The following is a 19,866-nucleotide window of genomic DNA, read 5'->3' as shown; positions in this document are numbered from 1 at the left end:
CCATGCGCCGATTTCATCCGCCGAGCCCAACCAATGGGCACATGGCCCCATCAACGCGCAGGCAGACCGTCACTCCTGCGCCAACTTCACCCCCGCCCCCGTGCCGCAGGCATGGCAAAAGCGTGCAAAAGCGCTCTTGCGGGTGCTGCAGTGGCCGCAATGGTCGAACAGCCCAATGCCGCAATGCGGGCAAAAGTCGATCTTCTCGTTTTTCAGGTCCACCGGCCGCTCGCAGCCAGGGCACACGCTTTTGGCCAGGCGGGCCAGGGCGACGTCGTAGCTCAGCTCCTTACGGCGCTCCTGGTCGGGCAGGGTTTCGGCCAGCTTCTGGCGCTCCAGGTAGCGGTTGAGCGCCAGGATGGCGTAGCGCCCCACCACGGCCGTCACGGCAATGCCCACCACGTAGCGCACATAGCCGCCGTAGCTGGGCAGGTAAGGCACCAGCTCCACAAAAAACGCAAACAGCGCAAAGAAGATGAAGCCCCACACAAACGGCCAGTAGGTGCTTTTGCGCTTCTTGACGAACAGCCAGCCCGCGGCCGCCAGCAGCGGCAGCGTGAGGGCCAGGCGATAGAGGAACACCCGCAGCTCGACCTTGCGGCGCTCGGCATTGAGCTTCACGTAGCCGTCGGACTCCATGCGGTTCAACTGCTCCTGCCGGGCGGCTGCGGTCTGGCGGGCATCCAGCGCAGCCTGCTGCTGCGCCTCCACCGCCTGCTGGGTCTTGCGTTCAGCGAGCTTGAGCACGTCCAGCGCCTGGGTGCGCGCCAGCACTTCGGGGTCCTGGTCGGCGCGCTGGGTGGCGCTGCGCGTGGCCAGCCAGTTGTTCAGGCTGGCCCTTTCTGCCTGCACCTCGCTGCGCACCTTGCTGCGCTGCAGCTGAGCCTGCTCCAGCGCGGTCTGCGCGTCTTGCTCGGCCTGGCGCGCCGTCTTGACTTCGGCGCGCAGCTTGTCGGCTGCGGCTTTGTCCAGAAAGTCGTCCACCCGCAGCGGGGTCTCGACCTTGGGCAGATCGCCCACGATGGTGCCGCCCAGCCCGATGAGGAAGCTGGCAAACACCAGCGCCACCAGCCACAGGCCACGGCGAAACCATTTTTCAGACAGCCGCAGGGATTTGCTCATGATCATTTCCCTCTGGAAATACTATGCATTTGATAGCTCTTAGCGCTTATCCAATAAGCGCCAGAGGCCATTTTCACTCAATTTTTTGCCACCAGCACCACCGGCGGTGCCGCCAGCTGCGCGCGCTGCAGCCAGGCCAGCACCGAATCGACGGTGACGGTTTCGATGCGGTCCGAAAACCGCTTCTCGTTAGGGTGGTCGTCAAACGCGATGTTGGCCGAGCCGACCCGCCCGCCCATGCGCGTGAGCGGCCCGAGCTTGAGCGCGGTGGGCTCGTAGCCCTTGAACTGCAGCCAAGCCTGCGCCTGGTCGCGCGCACGCACGGTGGTGGGCTCCATGGCCATCGCCAGGGTCTCCAGCGCCCACTGGTTGGACTGCTGGTATTTGCGGCCCCACGCGTAGCTGACCATGCTGTAGGGCGGATGCTGCAGCGTCTTGGTGCGGCCCTTGTCCTGCAGCACGGCCAGCAGGCGCTGCTGCACCTCGGGCGTGGGCACAGCGTAGACGGCTTCGTAGCGCCACAGGTCGTCCAGGAAGAATTCCCCCAGGCCCTGGCGGTACAGGTGCCCCACGGCCGTGCCACATTCGTTGAGCTTGTGCGCCACGCGCCAGGGGCCTTCGGCCGTCTTGTAGGCCCAGCCCATGTGCGAGTAGCGCAGGCCGTATTTGCTCAGGTCCTGCCCCGCACGGGCCAGCGCCACCACCTGTGCACCCGACCTGGCGTGCTCGGCATCGAGCGCGGCCGAGGTCTGCTCGGCCAGCTTCATGCCCCGCTCGATCACCTGCGGCGGCACGGGCTTGCGCGATTCGCAGGAGCGGCCCGCCTGGGCCGGGGTGGTTGCCGCAATCGCGACAACAGCTATCAGTACCGCGATTCCATGGCCTATGAAACTGGCGCGACCTAAGCGAGGGATGCCAAGCAAGGGCCGCCCCGCAGCGAGGGCATCGTCCCCCTTCCCGGAGCGCGCAGCGTGAAGAGAGAAGGGGGAAGCCGCGTCGCGGCTCAGGGGGTTGTACTTCATGTTCACAGACGCTCGTTGTGCAGCAGCGCACGACCGATGGCGTTGGGCACAAAGGCAATCGCCTCGCCCGCTGCCGACAGGATCACGCCCGTGCCGATCACGCTGCAGGTGACCACCGTGCCCACCGCGTAGGCTGAGCCCACAACGCCGCGCCCCACCACCTCCACACTCACCTGGGCGCCGTCCGAGGCACGCTCCAGCAGGTACACCGTGCCCACGGCCGAGGCCTCCACCGCCTTCACGGACAGCACCGCGCCGCCCACCGACAACGCTGCGGGCACTGCCACCACTGCGCCCGCAGCAGCGGAAGCCACAGACGCCGTGCCCACCACCGAGGCCACCGGCAACAGCGACAGCGCGGCAGAGGCCTCGCTCTGGGCGCGCGCGGGAGCCATGGCCATCACGGCACACACCACACCGGCCGCGAGCAGAGCGCGAGACAGGCGGGCAGAGCCCCACGAAGAAAACACAGCATTCATCATCATTCACTCCTCAAAATGCGGCCCCACCGCGCACCCGGGGTTCCGGAGAAACCGGGTCGATAGACCAGAAAGAAAAATCACCCGAACAGGCGGCGGATTGCCGCCTGCGCACGTTCGATGCGATCAGTTCGCGCTGTTGCCGTTGGCTGCCGCCTGGGCGGCTTCGCGGCGGCCTTGCAGGCGGGCGTCCATCAGATCAGCCTCGTGGCGATCGCGCAGCATCTTGGCCAGCGTGAAGGCGGTGGTGATGAGGTAAAGCCAGCTCACGCCCAGAAACGCCTTGTAGGTCACGTTAATGTCCATGCTCATCAGGCCCCAACCCGTGAGGCCCATGGCCACCGCAAAGCCGCCCCACACCACCAGCTTCCACATAGGGGTGTCGCCACCGCCACGGCGCGAAGCGCTTTCGTTGTCCCGCACAAACTTGGCCAACACAAACGCGGCCGAGAGGCAGAACACGTAGCCCATCACCATGAAGGCCTGCTCCAGTTGCTCGCCAGGCAGCCATGCCAGGCCCACGGCACACAGAAAAACCGCGATGCCGAACGAGACCCACACCTGCAACTGCCAGGCCTTGGTGTCACGCTGAACAACGATGGGAGAAGAAGACATTGCAGTGGTGCCCCGGGGGGACGTTGGTTGAACACGGAGCGAATGGTGCCCAGACGTAACTTGCGTGTCTGCATTGAACCGTAACAGTGGCTACCCGCAGGCTACCCGGTATCGTTTGGCGGTACTTTTTCTCGAAAAAATAGCCGAAGTCCGTTGTTCTCGCCCTACGCAGCCCCTGCAACGCACCTGCGCGACAGAGCCTGCAGGCCCCGCCAAAGACAATGGCAGACCCCCCGGCGTGGCAGCCCCTGACCGCTGCGCGTGCTTGCTTTTTTGATGGACGGAGACCCACACCATGACCAAACCCTTTGACCTCGTCGTCCACGGCGCCACCGGCTTCACCGGCCGCCTGGTGGTCGAATACCTGCTCCAGCGCTACCCCGCTGGCAGCGGCCTGCGCTGGGCCATGGGCGGGCGCAATGCCGACAAACTCGCCGCCGTGCGCGACGAAGTGGGCGCACTGGCCGACACTCCGCTGGTCGTGACCGACACCAGCAACCCCGCCAGCCTGCAAGCGCTGATGGATTCCACGCGCCTGGTGCTGACCACGGTAGGCCCCTACCAGCTCTATGGCAACGAACTGGTGGCCGCCTGCGCGAAGGCTGGTGTGGACTATGTGGACCTGTGCGGCGAGCCCGCCTGGATGCGCCAGATGATCGACGCGCACGAAGCTGCGGCCAAGGCCAGCGGCGCGCGCATCGTGTTCTCGTGTGGGTTCGACTCGATCCCGTTTGACCTGGGCGTGTTCCTGCTGCAAAAGGAATTTGCCCAGCGCTTCGGCCACCCCGCCCCGCGCGTGCGCGGCCGGGTGCGCAAGATGAAGGGCACCTTCTCTGGGGGCACGGCCGCCAGCCTCAAGGCCACCATGGCCGCGGCTGCCACCAACCCTGCGGTGCTGGATTTGCTGAAGAACCCGTTCTCTCTCACGCCCGGGTTTGAAGGGCCGCGCCAGCCAACCGGCCACAAACCCATGGTGGACGAGGCGCTGGGCGATGGAATCTGGGTGGCCCCGTTTGTAATGGCCGCCATCAACACGCGCAACGTGCACCGCACCAACTTCCTGTTGCAGCACGCCTATGGCACCGACTTTGTGTACGACGAAATGCTCATCACCGGCCCTGGCGAAAAGGGCGAGGCCATCGCCAACGCGGTGGCGGGCGACAAGTCGCTGGGCTCGGACCAAGGCCCCAAGCCCGGCGAAGGCCCTTCGCGCGAAGAACGTGAGAACGGGTTCTACGACGTGCTGTTCCTGGGTACTGACGATGCAGGCAATACCTTGCGCGTGGGCGTGAAGGGCGACCGTGATCCGGGCTATGGCTCCACATCCAAGATGATCTCCGAGGCGGCTTTGTGCCTGCTGCAGGATGCCACCACCACCCCCGGCGGCATCTGGACCACGGCGCCCGCGCTGGGTGACAAGCTGATAGCGCGGTTGCAGGCGAATGCAGGCCTGAGCTTTGCGGTGGAAACGGTGTGAGCACACAGGCCCCGGGAGGCGGTGCAGCGCCTTCGCGGATAGGCATGTACTAAGCCGCAGGAAAGGCCGCAGGAAGTGCCTTGCACACACCTGCACGCCAGAAGCGCCGAGGCTGTGGGCGCGTCACACGGCGTGCAGGGAGGAGCATGGCACCGCCCACCAGTCCGGCGCCCACTCCACAGCACACCCCATGACGCGCCTTTTTCTGTCTCCCCTACTCCACCATCCCAGGGCTGTGCAGCCCCCCCAGCACCCGCGTAACCAGAGACTCCAGCGAGCCGTCATGCCGGAAACCGGCAGCCTCTGACTGAGGCGTCCGCAAGGCTGGTAAACACCCGAACAGTGCTTCGGTGCGCGCGTCGGGTGCGTACCGGATCCAGTCCTTGGGATCGAGACCCTGGGCGTGCGCGATGGCTTGCACCACATCACCCACCGATAACTGCAATACCGGCGGCTGCCAGCACCGCGCGGTCGGCATGCCCCGCGTGGGCAAGCGCGCGGCATGCACCAGGTTGTCCAGACAGCACTGGAGCGACATCCACCAGGCGGTGGCCTGTGCCGACACGGGGCAGGTGTACATCTGCCGCGCCCGCAGGGCATGGAAGATCTGGCTCATGAACGCGGAGCCATGACCCGTTTCTGCGGGTGGCCGCGCCACGATGCCAGGCAGCCGGATGCTGCAGCCATCAATGTCGCCGCGCCGTCCATAGTCGGCCACCAGCAGTTCCGTCATCCACTTGTGCACCCCATAGCTGAGGGTGGGCTGCGGCCCCTGGCGCTCATCCACCGCTTGGGTGCCCAGCGCACCGTACACCGCCACCGAACTGGCAAACACCAGCCGTGGGGCACGCGCCCGGCCTTCGCGCACCGGGCGCGCAAGCCCCTCGCACAAGGCCACGGTATCCAGCAGATTGGCCTGCACACCCAGCCCAGGTTCACGCTCGGCCAGCGATCCCGGGACACTGGCCAGGTGGAATACGCAGTCGGGCGGGTGGTCCTCCAAGGCTTCGAACAGTGCGCGGTCTGCAAAGCCGCCGATATGCCAGTGCACGGCCGGTGCGCAAGGGGCAGCGGGCCCGGCTCGGTCCACCAGCGTCAAGCGCAGGGGCAGACCGGGCACCAACGGCACGGACTGCAACCGCTCGGCCAGGGCGGCGCCAATGAACCCGCCGGCACCGGTGACAAGCACATGCATCAGCGCACCTCCGAGCCCACAGCCACCACGCGCTGATGCACCACGCCAAAAGGCCCATCACGGCCATCGGGCCAGCGTGCCTGCATGCGCACGCGGTCACCGTAGCGCATGAACGGCGTTTTGGCCGCACCTTCGTCCAGTATCTCGATCACGCGCCGCTCGGCCAGGCAGGCAGAACCTGCATCGCGCGATGCGTTAGACACCGTGCCCGAACCGATGATGGTTCCTGCCGTGAGCCGCCGTGTGCGGGCTGCATGGGCGATGAGCTGGCCAAAGTTGAAATTCATCTCGCCGCCATGGGGGTGGCCAAACCACTTGCCGTTGGAGTCCACATGCAATCGCAGATGCACCCGCCCACCCTGCCAAGCGTCGCCCAGTTCATCCGGCGTCACGGCCAAAGGGGCAAAGCTGGTAGACGGCTTGGCTTGCAGGAAGCCAAAGCCCGTCTTCATTTCGTGCGGGCCCAGCGCGCGCAGGCTCCAGTCGTTGATCTGGACGACCAAGCGCACGCAGTTCAATGCCGCTTCAGGCGTCACACCCATGGGCACGGGGCCACAGATGACGCCGAACTCGCCTTCGAAATCGATGCCGTCGGCCTCACTGGGCAAGGGCACATCGTCGCAGGGGCCCAGAAAATCGTCGCTAGCGCCCTGGTACATCACGGGGATGGTGTCAAAGTGCGGGATGGGCGGCGTGTTGAACGCCCGCTCCATCAAGCGACCATGGTTGAGGAACGCCGATGCATCGAGCCACTGCGGGCTGCGCGGCAAGGGAGCGCTGCATGCGGCGGGATCGAACGCAAAGATGCCGGTGGCAGTGCCAGCCTCCAGCGCAGCAGCGCGCTCGCGCAGGGCGGGCTCCACAGCATCCCAGTTCTGCACAGCGGCCAGCAAGCTGGCCGCTATCGGAGCGGCATCGACGGCCCGCAGGCCGTTGGAAGAAACCAGTACCAGGCGGCCGCCCAGGCTGCCGTCTTTCAGAGTTGCAAATCGCATCGCCAGTCCTATCAGGAAGAAGGTGTTTCCAGTCGCAGCCCCGCCGCCCGGATCACGCGGGCATAGCGGTCGGTCTCTGCAGTCAGAAATGCGCCAAACTCGCGCGCACTCTGGGTGGGGGCATCGGCACTGCCCAGCAGAGCCAGCTTTTCGCGCAGCTCGGGCTGGGCCAGGATGCGAACGCATTCGGCATTGAGCCGCGCGATGGCCTCGGTGGGCAGGGCAGCAGGAGCCAGCAGGCCAAACCAGCCGGTGACCTGAAAGCCTGCCAGTCCCGGTGTTTCGGCCACGGTGGGCAGATCGGCGGGCAAGGCAGGCGAGCGCTGCGCGCCGGTCTGCGCCAGCAGGCGAATGCGCCCGTCCTTGACCATGGGGGCCACGGCCAGGGCGCTGTTGAACATCAGATTGACTTGCCCAGCCGCCAGGTCGTTGAGGGCGGGCGCTGCGCCTTTGTAAGGCACATGCAGCAGCTGCACTCCGGCCTGCTGCGCCAGCATCTCGCCCGCCAGGTGCAGCACGTTGCCGACCCCGGCCGATGCGTAGCTGACCTGCCCGGGCTGCCGCCGGGCCAGCGCGATCAGGTCCGACAAGCTGCGCACCGGCAGGGCCGCAGGCACCGCAATCACCATCGGCCCGGGGCTGGCCACCAGGGCAACAGGGGCAAAGTCGCGCTGGCTGTCGTATGGCAGCCGGGGGTAGAGGCTGGCGTTGATCGCATGGGCCGCGCTGACCCACAGCAGGGAATGCCCGTCTGTGCTTCGCGCTACGGCCTCTGAGGCAATGATGCCGTTGGCCCCCGCGCGCGACTCCACCACCACCGCGCTGCCCAAGGCCTGGCTCAGCTTGTCGGCCAGCAAGCGGGCCACCAGGTCAGAGCTGCCTCCCGCCGCGAACGGAAGGACGATGCGCAACGACCGTGTGGGCCAGGTGGCAGCCCACGTGCTCGGCGGGAACGCCAAGGCACTCACCACCAGGGTTCTTCGGTTCAACATGCGGTGCATGGTTTCAACTCCCATCGCTGATGGTGGTGCCGCCGTCGACCACCAGGTTGTGTCCGGTCACAAAGGCCCCGGCGGGGCTGGCCAGCATGGCGACCACGCCGGCCACTTCCTCGGGTTCTCCTGCGCGCCGCAGCGGGGTGGCCTGGATGCGCCTGACCATGAAGGCTTCATCTGCCATGAGCTGCTCGGCCAGCGGCGTGCGGATGAGGCCGGGTGACACGGCGTTGACCCGCACACCGGAAGGTCCCCACTCCACAGCCAGGTTGCGCGCCAGCTGGGCCAGGGCCGCCTTGGTCAGACCGTACAGGCCAATCGAACGGTTGCCGCGCAGGCCTGCAATGCTGGAGATGAGCACGGCACTGCCACCGCCCCGTGCCGCCATGCCGGGAAGCACCAGCGCACACAGCCGCGCTGCGGCCCGCAGGTTGATGTCAAACACCTGATGCCAGTCGGCGTCGCTGGCATCGGCCAGCGGGCCGGCGGGCCCCTGGATACCGGCGTTGCACACGAGGATGTCCAGCGGTCCGGCGCGCTCCACCAGCGCGGCGATCGCTGTGGGCACCGCCATATCGGCCGCAACACCGATGGCATTCGGCAACGATGCAGCCACCTGCTCGCAGGCGAGTGCATCGCGGTCGGAGACCACCACGCGGGCGCCCTCGTCGGCCAGGGTGCGCGCAATCGCCAGGCCCAGGCCCTGGGTGGCACCGGTGACGAGCGCGGTGCGGCCATGCAGGTCAAAGAGGCTCATTCGACCTTGATCCCGGCCTGGCGAATGGCCAAACCCCACCGCTGCGATTCGCCCTGGATGAATTCGCCGAACGCAGCCGGTGCGAGTGGTGCAGGCTCCAGGCCCAGCGGCCTGTAACGGCCCAGCACCTCGGGCGACTCCAGCGCGGCCACGACGGCCTTGTGAAGCATTTCGACCACCGGTGCAGGCGTGCCCGCGCGCACCATCACACCGTTCCAGCCCGGAATATCGAGGTCCGCATGCCCGGCCTCGGTCAGGGTGGGCACCTGGAGGAGCACTTGCAGGCGCTGCTCGCTGCCAACGCTGACCAGCGCGCGCAGCTTGCCTTCGCGCACCAGCGGCAGGCTCGAAGCCACCACATCGCACATGAAGTCCAGGCGCCCGGCCATCAGATCCTGCAGCGCGGGCGCTGCGCCCTGGTAGGGCACATGGGTCATGCGCGAGCGCGTCTTGATGCGCAGCTGCTCGGTCCACACATGGGGCTGGCTGCCCTGCCCGTAGGAGCCATAGTTGAGCCCATCTCCTGCAGCGGCCGCGCGCAGCAGGTCGGCCAGCGTCTGAAACGGGCTGCCCGCAGGCACGACCACGACCAGCGGCGACTTGAACAAGCGCGTCAGGGGCGCGAAGTCCTTGAGGGGGCTGAAGCTCAGTTTGGCGTACAGCGCCGGGTACATGGCCAGCGGGCCGATGTCGGCGTACAACAAGGTACGGCCATCAGCAGGCTGCTGCTTGACGTATTGGGCCGCCAGTTGCGCGGCACCGCCAGGCTTGTTCTCCACGACCACGGCTTGCTGCATGCGCTCTCCCAGCTTCTGCACCAGCAGGCGCGACATCGCGTCGCCAAAGCCCCCGGCCGGGTAAGGTACCACCCAGCTCAACGGGCGCGCGGGGTACGGAGCCTGCGCCCACGCCCAGGGCGTCAACGCCACAGACGCTGCAGCGCCCAACCATTGACGGCGCGTGCTCATGGTTGTTGCTCCTTCGCAGGCGCGGCCAGAGAGGTGTCAAACCGCCCATCGACCAGCACAAACAGCATGCGGCACGGCGCGCCCGAACGGTTGGCCCATGCGTGGTTGGTACCCCGCTGCACCACCACGCTGCCGGGGCGCAGTGGCACTTCGCCTTCGTCCAGCACCAGCGTCAGTTCGCCTTCAATCACCACGCCGTAGTCCACCGATTCGGTACGGTGCATCAGCGGGTGGGGGGAGTCGGTTTTCACCGTGGAGGCGGCCGCATCGCCAATCTGGCTGAAGGCGTCATGCATGCGCTCGGCACCCCGTGCGAGGAACTCGGGCGTATCGGGCGGAATGTCCACGAACCGGATGCGCGTGCCACCCTGCGGGGGCGGCAGCACCAGCGGACCGAGCGTAGGGTCCGGGCCGTTGTCCACGACGGCGGGCGATTGCAATGTGCTCCAGACCTCATGGAACACCGTACCGGGAATGGCCGCAATCTCGACCACGGTGGGCAGCGGCCCCGCGCTGGTAACCACGGCACGGCCTTCGGCGTTGTGGCCCGTGACCACGCGGTGGATGGATGGAAAACCCATGAACGGACTCCTCAGTCTTCAAAAATGGCGACCGCGCGCGTCCAGCCTGCCGAGGCACCGCGGATCTTGTGGGGGAAGCAGCTGATCGTGAACCCCGTGGCCGGCAGCGCCTCCAGGTTGTGCAACTTCTCAAGATGGCAGTAGCCGATGTCGCGGCCCGCCTTGTGGCCCTCCCAGATCAGGGCCTTGTTGCCCGTCTCGGCCACGCGCTGGGCGGTGTAGGAAAACGGCGCATCCCAGCTCCAGGCGTCGGTGCCCGTGAGGCGCACACCACGCTCCAGCAGGTACATCGTCGCTTCGTAGCCCATGCCACACCCCGCGCCCAGGTAGTCCTTGTGCCCGTAGCGCGACCCAGCGCGGGTGTTGACCACCACGATGTCGAGCGGCTGCAGCGTGTGGCCGATGCGGGCCAGCTCGGCCTGCACATCGGCGGCGGTGGCGACGTAGCCATCGGGCAGGTGGCGAAAGTCCAGCTTCACACCCGGCTGAAAGCACCATTCCAGCGGCACTTCGTCAATCGTGATGGAGGGGCGGGCTCCGCCGTTCTTCGCGTCCTGCGTGGAGTGGAAGTGCCACGGCGCATCCAGGTGGGTACCGTTGTGCGTGGTCAGCGTCACCCACTCGGCCGCTGCTGCTTCGCCATCGGGGTAGTCCTCAGGCTGGGTGCCGGGGATCATGGTCATGAACTCGGGCAACGTATCGGCGTGTTTCTGGTAGGTGATCTTGGGCGCCAGGGGCGGCGGGTCGGAGAGCACGTCGTTTTCGAGGTAAATGGACAGGTCCACGAAGCGGCGTTGGGGTTTGGTCATACGGGCACAGGAGTTGGCGCTGAACGCGACCGAAACGGGAGCGTTCAGCGGGCATGGAATAGAGAAGGCAAACGTTGTCACGCCACCCCGGGCAAAGGCTTCGCTTTGTGAGGGGCTCGGTGGATGCGCGCAAATGCATAGACGGCCACTGCGTCAATCACGAGGGCCGCCGCCCCCAGGCTGCCATAGCCCCATGCCTTGACCAAGGTGCCGCCGAGGATGGGCCCAATGGCCGCGCCGAACATGAGCATGGCGGGGGTGGCGGCCAAGGCACGGCCGCTGGGGTCCAGCCGCGCCAGCACGCCAAAGGCAAAGGTGTGCGTGAAGATCATCACGGCCGCAAACACGGCGGCGGCTGCGGCATAGGGCGCAAACACGGGCGAGTTCATGATCACCACCACCAGCAAGGCCTGGAGCGCAGGTCCCGACAGCAGAACGCTGCGGGCAGCCCAGCGCTTTTCCAGCACAGCGGCCAACGCTGCGGGAAAGAGGTTGACGACGCCCAGGGCAATCAGCACGCCGGTGACGGCCTGAAGTCCGTAGCCCCGGTCACTGCCCACGCGCTCCAGAAAGCTGAAGGTCATGGACTGCACCAGCCCGAGCGCCGCGATGCCCAGCACGCCCCACCAGACCGCGGCGGGCAGAGGCGCAGCCGGAGCCCGCGAAGTGGCCGCGCCGCCTACGCTGTCGGCCTCGGGAAACGCCAGAGCCGCCACCACCGCGCCCACTGCCATGACGCCGGCAAAGACCTGGAACAACACGGGTCCACCCAGCTTGGCCACCAGCACGGGGGTGCCCCCCAGGAACGCGATGGCAAATACCCCCAGTGCCATGCCCACCAGGGCGAACATGCGGTGGGGGTTGAGGCTGCGGGCAATGGTGCCATGGGTAACGCTCAGGGCCGTGCCGGCCGCGATGCCAGCTCCGGCATGCAACAGCGCCAACAGCGCAAACTGGGTGGTGGTGGAGGCCGCGGCAAACGCCACGGCAGCGCCGGCAAAGCCGCAGGTCGCCACGGCGCGCCCGCGCAACAACTGAAAGAACGGCGCCAACACCAGGCTGGCAGCCACCGCTCCAGCCAAAAACAGCGTCGCCAGCAAGCCGGCCTGCTGCGGGTCGAACCGGTACACCGATATCAGCGTGCCCACCCAGACGGGCAAGGCCACCAGATCCACCATGCCTGCGCAATGGCCCACCATCAGGGCCACCCGGCCCCGCAGCGATTGGGTTGTGATCATGCTCACCTCGCCTCAGATGGGTTGGGACAACGCCATGAGGGACTCGCGCATGATGCGCGAGTGCTCCTCCTTGTCGCCGCCTTCGATCTCGATCTCACCCAGCCGGGCGGAGTTTTCGACCACCATGCGGCAGCGCTCCCAGCGCCGGGCTTCAAAGGCCGACAACGCGGTCGGTACATCGCCCGCCTGCGCCAGTTCATCGGCCAGCACCAAGGCGTCCTCGATACCGATACAGGCCCCTGACGCCAGATGCGGCGTGGTGGCGTGCACCGTGTCACCAATCAGCACCACCCGGCCGCGCGACCACGGGCGTGGCATGAGCAGGCCTTCGAGCGGGCGAAACACAATCTGTGAATTCGGTCCGATCTGGCTGCGGATGGACTGCAGCGTGGGTGCGGAAAACCCGTCGAGCAATGCGCGCAAACGGTCCGCAAAGGTGGCCGGATCAACATGGTCGTTGGTCGGGCGCGGCTCGGTGACAAAGAGGTACATCTCAGTCTTGGAGACAGGGTTCACGCCGGGTTTGATCTTCGGGCCCATCCACATCGTGGCGGTCTCGATCTCTGGCGGCTTGGGAAGCACGGCACGCCACACGGCCTGGCCGCTGTAGCGCGGCTGGGGTGCGTTTTCAAACACCGTCTCACGCACCTTGGAGTACAGGCCATCGGCACCGATCACCAGGTCATAGCGCTGGCGCTGTCCATCGGTGAAGGTGACCTGTACGCCATCGGCCTCTTGCTCAATGGCAGAGAAGGTGCAGCCCAGGCGGACGTTGGCGCCCGCCGCGCGGGTGGCCTCGGCCAGGATGCGGGCCAGCACCGGGCGCATGATGGCGCCGCCGCCGGGGACATCGCCCCCCGCAATGCGGGGCGTGGGCAAGGTGGCCACCAGAGGGCCGTGGGGCAGGTGCAGGTTCACGCCGTCCGAGGCGTTACCCTGCACCAGAAACGCTTCGAGAATTCCCAGGCGCCGAAACGCCCGCAGCGTGGCGCCCCCCAGGCTGATGCCCGCACCGTAGCTGCGCCAGCCAGGGTCGATCTCTACCAAGTCCACCTGCGCACCCAGCTTGCGCAGTTCGATGGCGGCTGCCATGCCGGAAAAGCCCCCGCCGATGATCAAAATCCGTTGGTGAGAAAGGCTCATGGGTTTGTCTCCTTGTGATTGGTAGGGGCGATGTGGATCTCGCCGTTCGCTTGTACTTTCAATGGCACGGGCACCAAGGCGTCGCCCAGGCACGGGCCCAAGGTACACAGCCCATTGGTGATGTCAAACAGCGCACCGTGGGCCGCGCAGACGATGCGATCACCCACCGCATTCAGGTACTGGTCCTTGCGCCATGCCATGGGGGTGTCCAGGTGAGGGCACAGATCGGCATAGGCGTACAGCCGCTCGCCCTGGCGCACGATGAGCACCGTGTCCTGCCCACGGCCTGCGGGGTCAAAGCCCCGCGACTCACCATCGGGCAGATCGTTCCAGTGGCAGAGCTTCATGGTCGGCTCTCAGTGCGGTGCACCCGCAGGTGGCGGGCCCGAAGGCGCCCACTTCTCGCGGTGTTGAAAGAGGAAGAGCTGCGAAGCATCGGCACTCATCGGCACCTCGCGCGCGGCCCAGGTGTCGTCATGCTGGTCCATATCGGCGTCGTACTCCACGTGGCAGCCCAGGGGCGAGTTGAAGTACCAGAACCAGTTGCTGCCAAACTTGTGGCGACCCGGCCCCCAGAAGCTCTGGTAGCCCTTTTCAACAAACCGCGTCCCCGCCAGCAACACATCGGTGGGGCCGCCCATATGGAAGGTGAAGTGCTCGCAGCCCTTCATGAACGGCGGCGTCTGGATCATGAACAAGGTGTGATGGTCTTGTGTGCCCGCAGGGCGCAGGAACGGTCCCACACCCGTGAAGCGATCGGTGCACACAAAGCCCAGTCGGACGTAGAACGCCTCGGCCTTGGCCGCGTCGGGCACGAAATACACCACATGCGACAGCGAACGGGGCCGCGCCGCCATGTCGGGCGACAGGCCCAGGGCGTTGGGCCCACGCTGCGGGACGGCACCGGGCGCGTTCACGGCCTCGGCAGGCAATGCCAGCGGCTTGCGCACCGTGACCTGGAAAGCGAGGGCAAAGCCCAAGTCATCGGTGGCGCGCAGCACACCGCCCTGCCGCACCACGGCGCGGTCGCGCGCCAGCTCGGCTTCGATGGCGTCGAGCGTGGCCGCATCTGCGACCCCGTAGACCGTTTCGCGCAACATGCTGGCAGTGCCCAGCGCGGGTGGCAGGGAAGGATCGCTCTGGGAGCGGATCTCCACGCACGTGCCGTCCAGCGCTTCAAAGCGCCCACCCGCAGCGGTGACGCCCACGGGAGTGAGTCCGTAGTCGGTGAGGTACTGGGCGCAGGCAGCGATGTCGTCCACGCCAAAAACGAGCGCGTCGGGTCCAATGATGTTCATCTGTTGATCCTTGGTTGTAGAGGTTGTCAGGGCAGGTGCGTGGCTCTCAGGCGGTATGACCACCCAGGGTCTGGGCCACCCAGTCAGCGATGTAGTGGCCGGCGTTGATGCTGTTGTCAAAGCTGGCGTGCTGCGACCCACCCTCGCGGTCGGTGAACACCTTGAGTTCGCGCTGGGGGCTGTTGACCAGCTGCTCGTAGGTGCGGTGCGCCCACTTGAGCGGGATCTGCGAGTCGCGCTCGCCGTGCGTCACCAGGAAAGGCACCTTGATCTTCTCGACCACACCATCGAGGTGCACGTTTTCCGCGATGCGCATGAAGTCGTCCACGTCCTTGGCGCCCCAGACCCAGCACACGTGAGCCCAGTAGTGCGGCACGGGGAAGTCGCCCTCTTTCTCCAACCGGCGCTTTTGCACATCACGCCAGTCGTGGTTGGCGCCCCAGGCCACGCCGCAGGCAAAACGCGGCTCCATGGCCACGGCGCGTGGGCAGTAGTAGCCGCCCAGCGATACGCCCTCGCAGCCGATGCGCTTCGGGTCCACGTCGGGGTGCTGCTCCAGCCAGTCCACCACGCGGCTGGCCCAGTGTTCGGTGTCGTAGCGTGCGGTCAAGCCCTGCAGGCGCAGTGCCTCGCCCGTGCCGGGCTGATCCACCACCAGGGAAGACACGCCGCGCTTGGCCAGCCAGGCCGGCAGGCCCACGAGCACCTTCATCTCCTTGCTCGAATCCAGGCCGTTCAGCTGCACGCACAGCGGTGCGCGCTCGCCGGGCTGGAGGCCGTCGGCGGGGTAGTACAGGGCCGAAAGGTGTTTGCCTTCGTAGGGAATCTCCACACGCTGCACGCGGTCGCCCATCAGGCGCGAGCCCTGGAGGAACAGCGCCAGCGCGCGCTGGTAGATGGCCAGACGGCCCGGCGCGTTGTGCGCCTGGAGCCGCTCGGCGGTGATCAGGTAGCCCGAGGCGCGGCGGTACTTTTCGCCGGCCGACAAAAGGCGGCCCTTGGCCTCGTCTTCGGCGGCCAGTTCGCAGAGCCGGTCGGCCATGCTCACCCAGGTCTCGCGGAAGGCCGCGGTGCCGGCAGCGTCGGGCGCCTTGGCGGCCTCCTGCAGGGGGGCGCACATCTGCTCGATCTCGCCGATGCGCGCGCCCATCTCGATGGCCAGATTGACGGAGAGGTTCCAGACGTAGTTGGTGGGGAAGTACTTGAACATAGGATCACTTTGCGGGGGCTTGGGAGGCACGCGGGCCAATGCCCAGCGTGCCAAAAAAGACGGCCGTGGGCGCGTCGGAAAAGTCGGGGACAAAGCGGAAGGACTGGATCCGTCCATCGGTCACACGGAGCACATCGCGGCCCACGATGCGTTCCACACCGGCGCGGCGATACAGCTCGCTGCGCACCTCCAGCAGTGCAGACACCCGGTCCCCATCCACCTCGGTGCTCAGCACAGACAAACGGGCCTGCGGCCGAACCACCGTGGCGTCGATGTAGTGCGCCAGGCAGCTGGGGTTGTCCATGGCCGGAGTGCAGCCGGGAAAATCCGATCGCTCCACCTCCGGCGCGATGAGCGCGCGCACGGCGGCCATGTCACCCGCGTGGACTGCGGCGATGTAGCTATCCAGCACTGCGGCCGGTTGGGGGCTGGGCTGGGCCTGTGCGTTGACGCATGCCAGCAACATACCAGCAGCAACGCACATCGTGTGGGTCGTGGTCATGGTTCGTCCTCGTTGTCAGTCAATGAGCGCCCTGCGGCACCCCGTGCACACCGCGCCCAGTCGCGCGGACGTTGGCGATGGGCGTCGCGGGCTTCAGTAAAAAGTGGGCCAGCGCGGGCAACAACACCAGGGCTCCCAGCATGTTCCAGAGGAACATGAACGCCAGCAGCAAGCCCATGTCGGCCTGGAACTTGATCGGGCTCGCCACCCAGGTGATCACGCCCACAGCCAGCGTGACGCCCGTCAGCATCACGACCTTGCCGGTGAACAGCAGCGCGCGGTAGTACGCCTCCGACAGGCTCTTGCCTTCGCGCAGTTGCGACAGCGTGATGGACAGGATGTAGAGCGCGTAGTCCACGCCGATGCCCACGCCCAGCGCAATCACCGGCAGCGTGGCGACCTTCACGCCCATGCCCAGCGCCACCATCAACGCTTCGGCCAGGAAAGACGTGACCACCAGCGGCAGCACGGCCACCACCACCGCCTTCCACGAGCGGAAGGTCACAAAACACAGCACGACCACCGCCGCGTACACCATGAGCAGCATGGTTCGCCACGCGTCCTTGACCACGATGTTGGTGGCTGCCTCAATACCCGCAGACCCGGCGGCCAGCAGAAACTGGGTGTCTGCCGTGTTGTTGCGCTGGGCAAAGGCCTCGATGTGGCCCACGACGCGCGCCAGGGTGTCGGCCTTGTGGTCGCGCAGATAGACGTACACCGTCAACAACCCACAGGCATCGTTGTAGAGCCCACGGGGTGCGCTGGCCGTCACGGTGTTGAGCATGTCCTGGTTGGGCAAGAACTCGTACCACCGTGGGTTGCCTTCGTTGAGGCCCGACAGGACCCGGCGGTTGAGCAGAGAGAGCGAGTTGGTGCTCTCGACGCCGTCGATCTGGCGCAGCTCCCATTCGAGCGCATCGACCTTGTTCAGCGCATCGAAGTGGGAGCACTGGCCCTCAGGCGTCTTGACCATCACCGCCAGCACGTCACTGCCTGCGCCATAGGCTGCGTTCATGAAGCCCACATCGCGGTTGTAGCGGCTGTCTGCGCGCAACTCGGGCGCCCCCGGGTCCAGGTCGCCAATCTTGAGCTGCGTGCTGACAAGAAAGCCCCCCACCCCCATGACCAGCCCGGCGGCCACGGCCACCGTGGCCCAGGGCCGCTGGGTGAAGCGGTCGAGCAGAGCCCACAGCGGGTGTTTGGCTGAGCCCGCCGCATCGGCCTGTTCGGCGCGCAGGCTGCGCTCGGCAGCCACCGCACTGACGCCGGTGTAGCTCAACAAAATGGGCAACAGGATCAGGTTGGTGAAGATCAGCACCGCCACGCCAATCGACGCGGCAATCGCCAATTCGCGGATGACCTGGATGTCGATGACCAGCAGCACGGCAAACCCAACTGCGTCTGCCAGCAGGGCCGTCAAGCCCGCGAGGAACAGGCGCCGGAAGGTGAAGCGCGCAGCCACCAGCTTGTCCACGCCCCGTCCCACGTCCTGCATGATGCCGTTCATCTTTTGCGCACCATGGCTCATGCCGATGGCAAACACCAGAAACGGCACCAGGATGGAATACGGGTCGAGTGCATACCCCAGCAAGGGCAGCAGGCCCAGCTGCCACACCACGGCCACCAGCGATGCCAGCACCACCAGCAGCGTGGAACGGATGCAGCGCGTGTACCAGAACACCATGGCCGTGGCGATGGCTACCGCCATGGCAAAGAACACCAGCACGGCCCGCACGCCATCAATCAGGTCGCCCACGATCTTGGCAAAGCCGGTGATGTGGATAGCCACGCCTTCGGCCTCGTACTTTCCGCGCAGCGTCTCCAGCTGCCGCGACAGCAGGGCGTAGTCGAGCGACTGGCCCTGGGCATCCTTGGCCAGCAGGGGCACAAAGATCACGGTCGATGCGGCATCGCGCGCTACCGTCTGGCCGATCTCTCCGGATCGCGCCACGTTCGCCGCGAGTTGCTGCAGCTTGGCTGGCGATCCATCAAAACCATCGGGAATGACCGGCCCGCCTTCCAGGCCCTCTTCGGTGACACCCACCCAGCGTGTGGTGGGGGTCCACAGCGACTTCATCCGTGCACGGTCCACACCCGGCAGCAAGAAGACTTCATCGGACAGGCGGCGCAGCGTGTCCAGGTACTGCGCGTCATAGATGTTGCCCTGGGGGCGGGCAACGGCCACACGCACAGCGTTGCCCAGGCCACTGAGTTCCGACTGGTAGGCCAGAAAATTCTGGATGTAGGGGTGGCTGGTGGGAATGGTCTTTTCAAAGCTGGCATTGAGCTGCAACCGCGTGGCCTGCCAGCCCAGCAGGGCAGTGACCAGGGCGCACAGCAACACGACTACGGCTCGGTGGTTGAACAGCGCGCGCTCGATCAACGAGCCCGAGCGGGTATCGAAGGAGGGCGCGCTCATGGCCGTGCCTTCTGTGCCACCACGGGCACCACACCGGCCACGCCCAGTGCGAGCAAGGGGCCCTCGCGCTGCGGCAGCAGCGCGGACGGCACGGGTACGGGTGCCGCGTTCAGGGGCACCAGTGCCTCGCCCTGCTGGCGCAGCACTGCGCCCGCCTGTGTGGCAAACCACAGTCCGCCCTTGCCATCGTCGGCAGCCGCGGTGATCGTGCTCTGGGTGGGCGATGCTAGCTGCGACCAGGTGTTGCCCGCGTCGTCCGAGCGCCAGGCGTTGCCCCGCAGGCCCGCCAGGACCACACGCCCGTTGGCGTTCAGATCGCCCGCAAACCAGCTGCCCTTGTAAGGCGATGGCAATGCCTCAAACGTATCGCCGCCGTCGCTGGAGCGGGCAAGCAGCCCCTGCTCCCCCGCCAGCAGCAGGGTATTGCCCAGGCGCCGCGCCACATACCAGTGCAGGGCCTTGGGATTGGGCAACCTGCCCATCCAGGGCGCCCAGGTCTGTCCGCCATCGGCGGTGTAGAAGGCCAAGCCATAGGCGCCCACCGCCAGCATGCGCTGGGCGTCCCACACCACCACATCCATGAAGGGCTTGTCCGGGCCATCGGCCATCAGGCGCTCTGCGTCCTGCAGCGCCTGGGGCGTGGTAGCGGCCGCCTTGGCCAGCGCGGCCAGGCGCCGGCCGTCCAGCCGCAGCGCCCAGCTGGCGCCGGCATCGGACGTGGTCAGCACCGTGCCGCCATGGCCCACGGCTACACCGTGGCGCTCGTCCGCAAAACGTACCATCGTCAGGCTCACACTGACCGGGCAGGCCGCCTGGCGCCAGGTCGCGCCCCGGTCGTCGGACAGCGCGACCACTCCGCGCTCGCCCACCGCCACCAGCCGCTGCCCTGCTGCGGCAGCTGCCAGCAGCACGGTGCGCTGAGGTGCCTTCACGCTCAATGCAGGGCGCTGGAGTGCATCCCCCACCTGTGCGAAGGCGCAGCCCGCCCCCGCCGCAGCGATGGCTGCAGCTACATAGATCGCAATATGCATGGTTCCGTCC

Annotated in this window: 20 protein-coding genes; 1 reads left to right on the top strand and 19 read right to left on the bottom strand. The window is 66.7% G+C overall.

The genetic code is table 11. The features are described from left to right. Window positions 1-69 precede the first annotated feature (69 nt). The 4 genes from ACQ4MJ_RS24695 to ACQ4MJ_RS24680 form a co-directional block, all read right to left on the bottom strand. Window positions 70-1,122 (bottom strand): serine endopeptidase, encoded by a 1,053-nt coding sequence (locus tag ACQ4MJ_RS24695; RefSeq protein WP_431150911.1) that lies wholly within the window; start codon window positions 1,120-1,122, stop codon window positions 70-72. A 77-nt stretch (window positions 1,123-1,199) separates the two neighbouring features. Then, on the bottom strand, window positions 1,200-2,144 hold the full coding sequence (locus ACQ4MJ_RS24690; protein WP_431150912.1) for a DUF2145 domain-containing protein: 945 nt from the start codon (window positions 2,142-2,144) through the stop codon (window positions 1,200-1,202). A gap of 2 nt (window positions 2,145-2,146) precedes the next feature. After that, complete coding sequence (locus ACQ4MJ_RS24685; protein ID WP_218301519.1) at window positions 2,147-2,629, bottom strand: hypothetical protein; 483 nt, start codon at window positions 2,627-2,629, stop codon at window positions 2,147-2,149. A gap of 120 nt (window positions 2,630-2,749) precedes the next feature. Beyond that, window positions 2,750-3,238 (bottom strand): YiaA/YiaB family inner membrane protein, encoded by a 489-nt coding sequence (locus ACQ4MJ_RS24680; RefSeq protein WP_431150913.1) that lies wholly within the window; start codon window positions 3,236-3,238, stop codon window positions 2,750-2,752. Between the two features lie 295 nt (window positions 3,239-3,533). Here ACQ4MJ_RS24680 and ACQ4MJ_RS24675 point away from each other — a divergent pair, with 295 nt between their 5' ends. Then, a complete protein-coding gene (locus ACQ4MJ_RS24675) occupies window positions 3,534-4,715 on the top strand; it encodes a saccharopine dehydrogenase family protein (protein ID WP_431150914.1) in 1,182 nt (393 codons plus the stop codon). Window positions 4,716-4,929: 214 nt separating this feature from the next. Here ACQ4MJ_RS24675 and ACQ4MJ_RS24670 read toward each other — a convergent pair whose 3' ends face one another. The 15 genes from ACQ4MJ_RS24670 to ACQ4MJ_RS24600 form a co-directional block, all read right to left on the bottom strand. Continuing rightward, window positions 4,930-5,910, bottom strand: coding sequence for an NAD-dependent epimerase/dehydratase family protein (locus tag ACQ4MJ_RS24670; RefSeq protein WP_431150915.1), 981 nt, complete (start codon window positions 5,908-5,910; stop codon window positions 4,930-4,932). Continuing rightward, the gene (locus ACQ4MJ_RS24665; protein ID WP_431150916.1) at window positions 5,910-6,905 is read right to left on the bottom strand and encodes a fumarylacetoacetate hydrolase family protein; all 996 of its coding nucleotides are present in this window, start codon (window positions 6,903-6,905) and stop codon (window positions 5,910-5,912) included. Before ACQ4MJ_RS24665 ends, ACQ4MJ_RS24670 begins: the two co-directional genes overlap by 1 nt. An 11-nt stretch (window positions 6,906-6,916) precedes the next feature. Then, window positions 6,917-7,906 (bottom strand): tripartite tricarboxylate transporter substrate binding protein, encoded by a 990-nt coding sequence (locus tag ACQ4MJ_RS24660; protein ID WP_431150918.1) that lies wholly within the window; start codon window positions 7,904-7,906, stop codon window positions 6,917-6,919. Window positions 7,907-7,910: 4 nt separating this feature from the next. Next, the gene (locus tag ACQ4MJ_RS24655; protein ID WP_055401966.1) at window positions 7,911-8,657 is read right to left on the bottom strand and encodes an SDR family NAD(P)-dependent oxidoreductase; all 747 of its coding nucleotides are present in this window, start codon (window positions 8,655-8,657) and stop codon (window positions 7,911-7,913) included. Beyond that, entirely contained in the window at window positions 8,654-9,625 is a 972-nt protein-coding gene (locus ACQ4MJ_RS24650; RefSeq protein WP_055401968.1) for a Bug family tripartite tricarboxylate transporter substrate binding protein, read from the bottom strand. Before ACQ4MJ_RS24650 ends, ACQ4MJ_RS24655 begins: the two co-directional genes overlap by 4 nt. Next, the gene (locus tag ACQ4MJ_RS24645; protein ID WP_055401969.1) at window positions 9,622-10,206 is read right to left on the bottom strand and encodes a cupin domain-containing protein; all 585 of its coding nucleotides are present in this window, start codon (window positions 10,204-10,206) and stop codon (window positions 9,622-9,624) included. Before ACQ4MJ_RS24645 ends, ACQ4MJ_RS24650 begins: the two co-directional genes overlap by 4 nt. Window positions 10,207-10,217: 11 nt before the next feature. Then, window positions 10,218-11,015: a cyclase family protein gene (locus ACQ4MJ_RS24640; RefSeq protein ID WP_431150921.1), complete on the bottom strand. Its 798-nt coding sequence runs from the start codon at window positions 11,013-11,015 to the stop codon at window positions 10,218-10,220. Window positions 11,016-11,092: 77 nt separating this feature from the next. After that, on the bottom strand, window positions 11,093-12,253 hold the full coding sequence (locus ACQ4MJ_RS24635; protein WP_431150922.1) for an MFS transporter: 1,161 nt from the start codon (window positions 12,251-12,253) through the stop codon (window positions 11,093-11,095). Window positions 12,254-12,265: 12 nt separating this feature from the next. Then, window positions 12,266-13,459: an FAD-dependent oxidoreductase gene (locus ACQ4MJ_RS24630; protein WP_431153139.1), complete on the bottom strand. Its 1,194-nt coding sequence runs from the start codon at window positions 13,457-13,459 to the stop codon at window positions 12,266-12,268. Continuing rightward, on the bottom strand, window positions 13,393-13,743 hold the full coding sequence (locus tag ACQ4MJ_RS24625) for a Rieske (2Fe-2S) protein (RefSeq protein ID WP_431150924.1): 351 nt from the start codon (window positions 13,741-13,743) through the stop codon (window positions 13,393-13,395). The genes ACQ4MJ_RS24630 and ACQ4MJ_RS24625 overlap by 67 nt, the downstream gene beginning before the upstream one ends. A 9-nt stretch (window positions 13,744-13,752) precedes the next feature. Continuing rightward, on the bottom strand, window positions 13,753-14,694 hold the full coding sequence (locus ACQ4MJ_RS24620; RefSeq protein ID WP_431150925.1) for a VOC family protein: 942 nt from the start codon (window positions 14,692-14,694) through the stop codon (window positions 13,753-13,755). A gap of 46 nt (window positions 14,695-14,740) precedes the next feature. Beyond that, window positions 14,741-15,904, bottom strand: coding sequence for an alpha/beta hydrolase family protein (locus tag ACQ4MJ_RS24615; RefSeq protein ID WP_431150926.1), 1,164 nt, complete (start codon window positions 15,902-15,904; stop codon window positions 14,741-14,743). A gap of 4 nt (window positions 15,905-15,908) precedes the next feature. Then, the gene (locus ACQ4MJ_RS24610) at window positions 15,909-16,406 is read right to left on the bottom strand and encodes a nuclear transport factor 2 family protein (protein ID WP_431150927.1); all 498 of its coding nucleotides are present in this window, start codon (window positions 16,404-16,406) and stop codon (window positions 15,909-15,911) included. 19 nt (window positions 16,407-16,425) lie between these two features. Beyond that, window positions 16,426-18,825, bottom strand: a complete 2,400-nt coding sequence (locus ACQ4MJ_RS24605; RefSeq protein ID WP_431150928.1) for an efflux RND transporter permease subunit — start codon at window positions 18,823-18,825, stop codon at window positions 16,426-16,428. Continuing rightward, entirely contained in the window at window positions 18,822-19,856 is a 1,035-nt protein-coding gene (locus tag ACQ4MJ_RS24600) for a WD40/YVTN/BNR-like repeat-containing protein (protein ID WP_431150929.1), read from the bottom strand. Before ACQ4MJ_RS24600 ends, ACQ4MJ_RS24605 begins: the two co-directional genes overlap by 4 nt. Window positions 19,857-19,866: the final 10 nt, after the last annotated feature.

The organism is Acidovorax facilis (genome assembly GCF_050626955.1).
GTDB lineage: Bacteria > Pseudomonadota > Gammaproteobacteria > Burkholderiales > Burkholderiaceae_C > Acidovorax > Acidovorax facilis.
Note: the sequence above shows the minus strand (reverse complement) of the source record. Positions and strands in the feature narration are given on the sequence as shown.

Coding starts and splice junctions, on each gene's coding strand:
- ACQ4MJ_RS24615 (WP_431150926.1), bottom strand. CDS start 15,904: ATGTTCAAGTACTTCCCCACCAACTACGTCTGGAACCTCTCCGTCAAT.
- ACQ4MJ_RS24605 (WP_431150928.1), bottom strand. CDS start 18,825: ATGAGCGCGCCCTCCTTCGATACCCGCTCGGGCTCGTTGATCGAGCGC.
- ACQ4MJ_RS24650 (WP_055401968.1), bottom strand. CDS start 9,625: ATGAGCACGCGCCGTCAATGGTTGGGCGCTGCAGCGTCTGTGGCGTTG.
- ACQ4MJ_RS24645 (WP_055401969.1), bottom strand. CDS start 10,206: ATGGGTTTTCCATCCATCCACCGCGTGGTCACGGGCCACAACGCCGAA.
- ACQ4MJ_RS24695 (WP_431150911.1), bottom strand. CDS start 1,122: ATGAGCAAATCCCTGCGGCTGTCTGAAAAATGGTTTCGCCGTGGCCTG.
- ACQ4MJ_RS24685 (WP_218301519.1), bottom strand. CDS start 2,629: ATGATGATGAATGCTGTGTTTTCTTCGTGGGGCTCTGCCCGCCTGTCT.
- ACQ4MJ_RS24600 (WP_431150929.1), bottom strand. CDS start 19,856: ATGCATATTGCGATCTATGTAGCTGCAGCCATCGCTGCGGCGGGGGCG.
- ACQ4MJ_RS24625 (WP_431150924.1), bottom strand. CDS start 13,743: ATGAAGCTCTGCCACTGGAACGATCTGCCCGATGGTGAGTCGCGGGGC.
- ACQ4MJ_RS24660 (WP_431150918.1), bottom strand. CDS start 7,906: ATGCACCGCATGTTGAACCGAAGAACCCTGGTGGTGAGTGCCTTGGCG.
- ACQ4MJ_RS24665 (WP_431150916.1), bottom strand. CDS start 6,905: ATGCGATTTGCAACTCTGAAAGACGGCAGCCTGGGCGGCCGCCTGGTA.
- ACQ4MJ_RS24655 (WP_055401966.1), bottom strand. CDS start 8,657: ATGAGCCTCTTTGACCTGCATGGCCGCACCGCGCTCGTCACCGGTGCC.
- ACQ4MJ_RS24680 (WP_431150913.1), bottom strand. CDS start 3,238: ATGTCTTCTTCTCCCATCGTTGTTCAGCGTGACACCAAGGCCTGGCAG.
- ACQ4MJ_RS24620 (WP_431150925.1), bottom strand. CDS start 14,694: ATGAACATCATTGGACCCGACGCGCTCGTTTTTGGCGTGGACGACATC.
- ACQ4MJ_RS24610 (WP_431150927.1), bottom strand. CDS start 16,406: ATGACCACGACCCACACGATGTGCGTTGCTGCTGGTATGTTGCTGGCA.
- ACQ4MJ_RS24640 (WP_431150921.1), bottom strand. CDS start 11,015: ATGACCAAACCCCAACGCCGCTTCGTGGACCTGTCCATTTACCTCGAA.
- ACQ4MJ_RS24675 (WP_431150914.1), top strand. CDS start 3,534: ATGACCAAACCCTTTGACCTCGTCGTCCACGGCGCCACCGGCTTCACC.
- ACQ4MJ_RS24670 (WP_431150915.1), bottom strand. CDS start 5,910: ATGCATGTGCTTGTCACCGGTGCCGGCGGGTTCATTGGCGCCGCCCTG.
- ACQ4MJ_RS24635 (WP_431150922.1), bottom strand. CDS start 12,253: ATGATCACAACCCAATCGCTGCGGGGCCGGGTGGCCCTGATGGTGGGC.
- ACQ4MJ_RS24690 (WP_431150912.1), bottom strand. CDS start 2,144: ATGAAGTACAACCCCCTGAGCCGCGACGCGGCTTCCCCCTTCTCTCTT.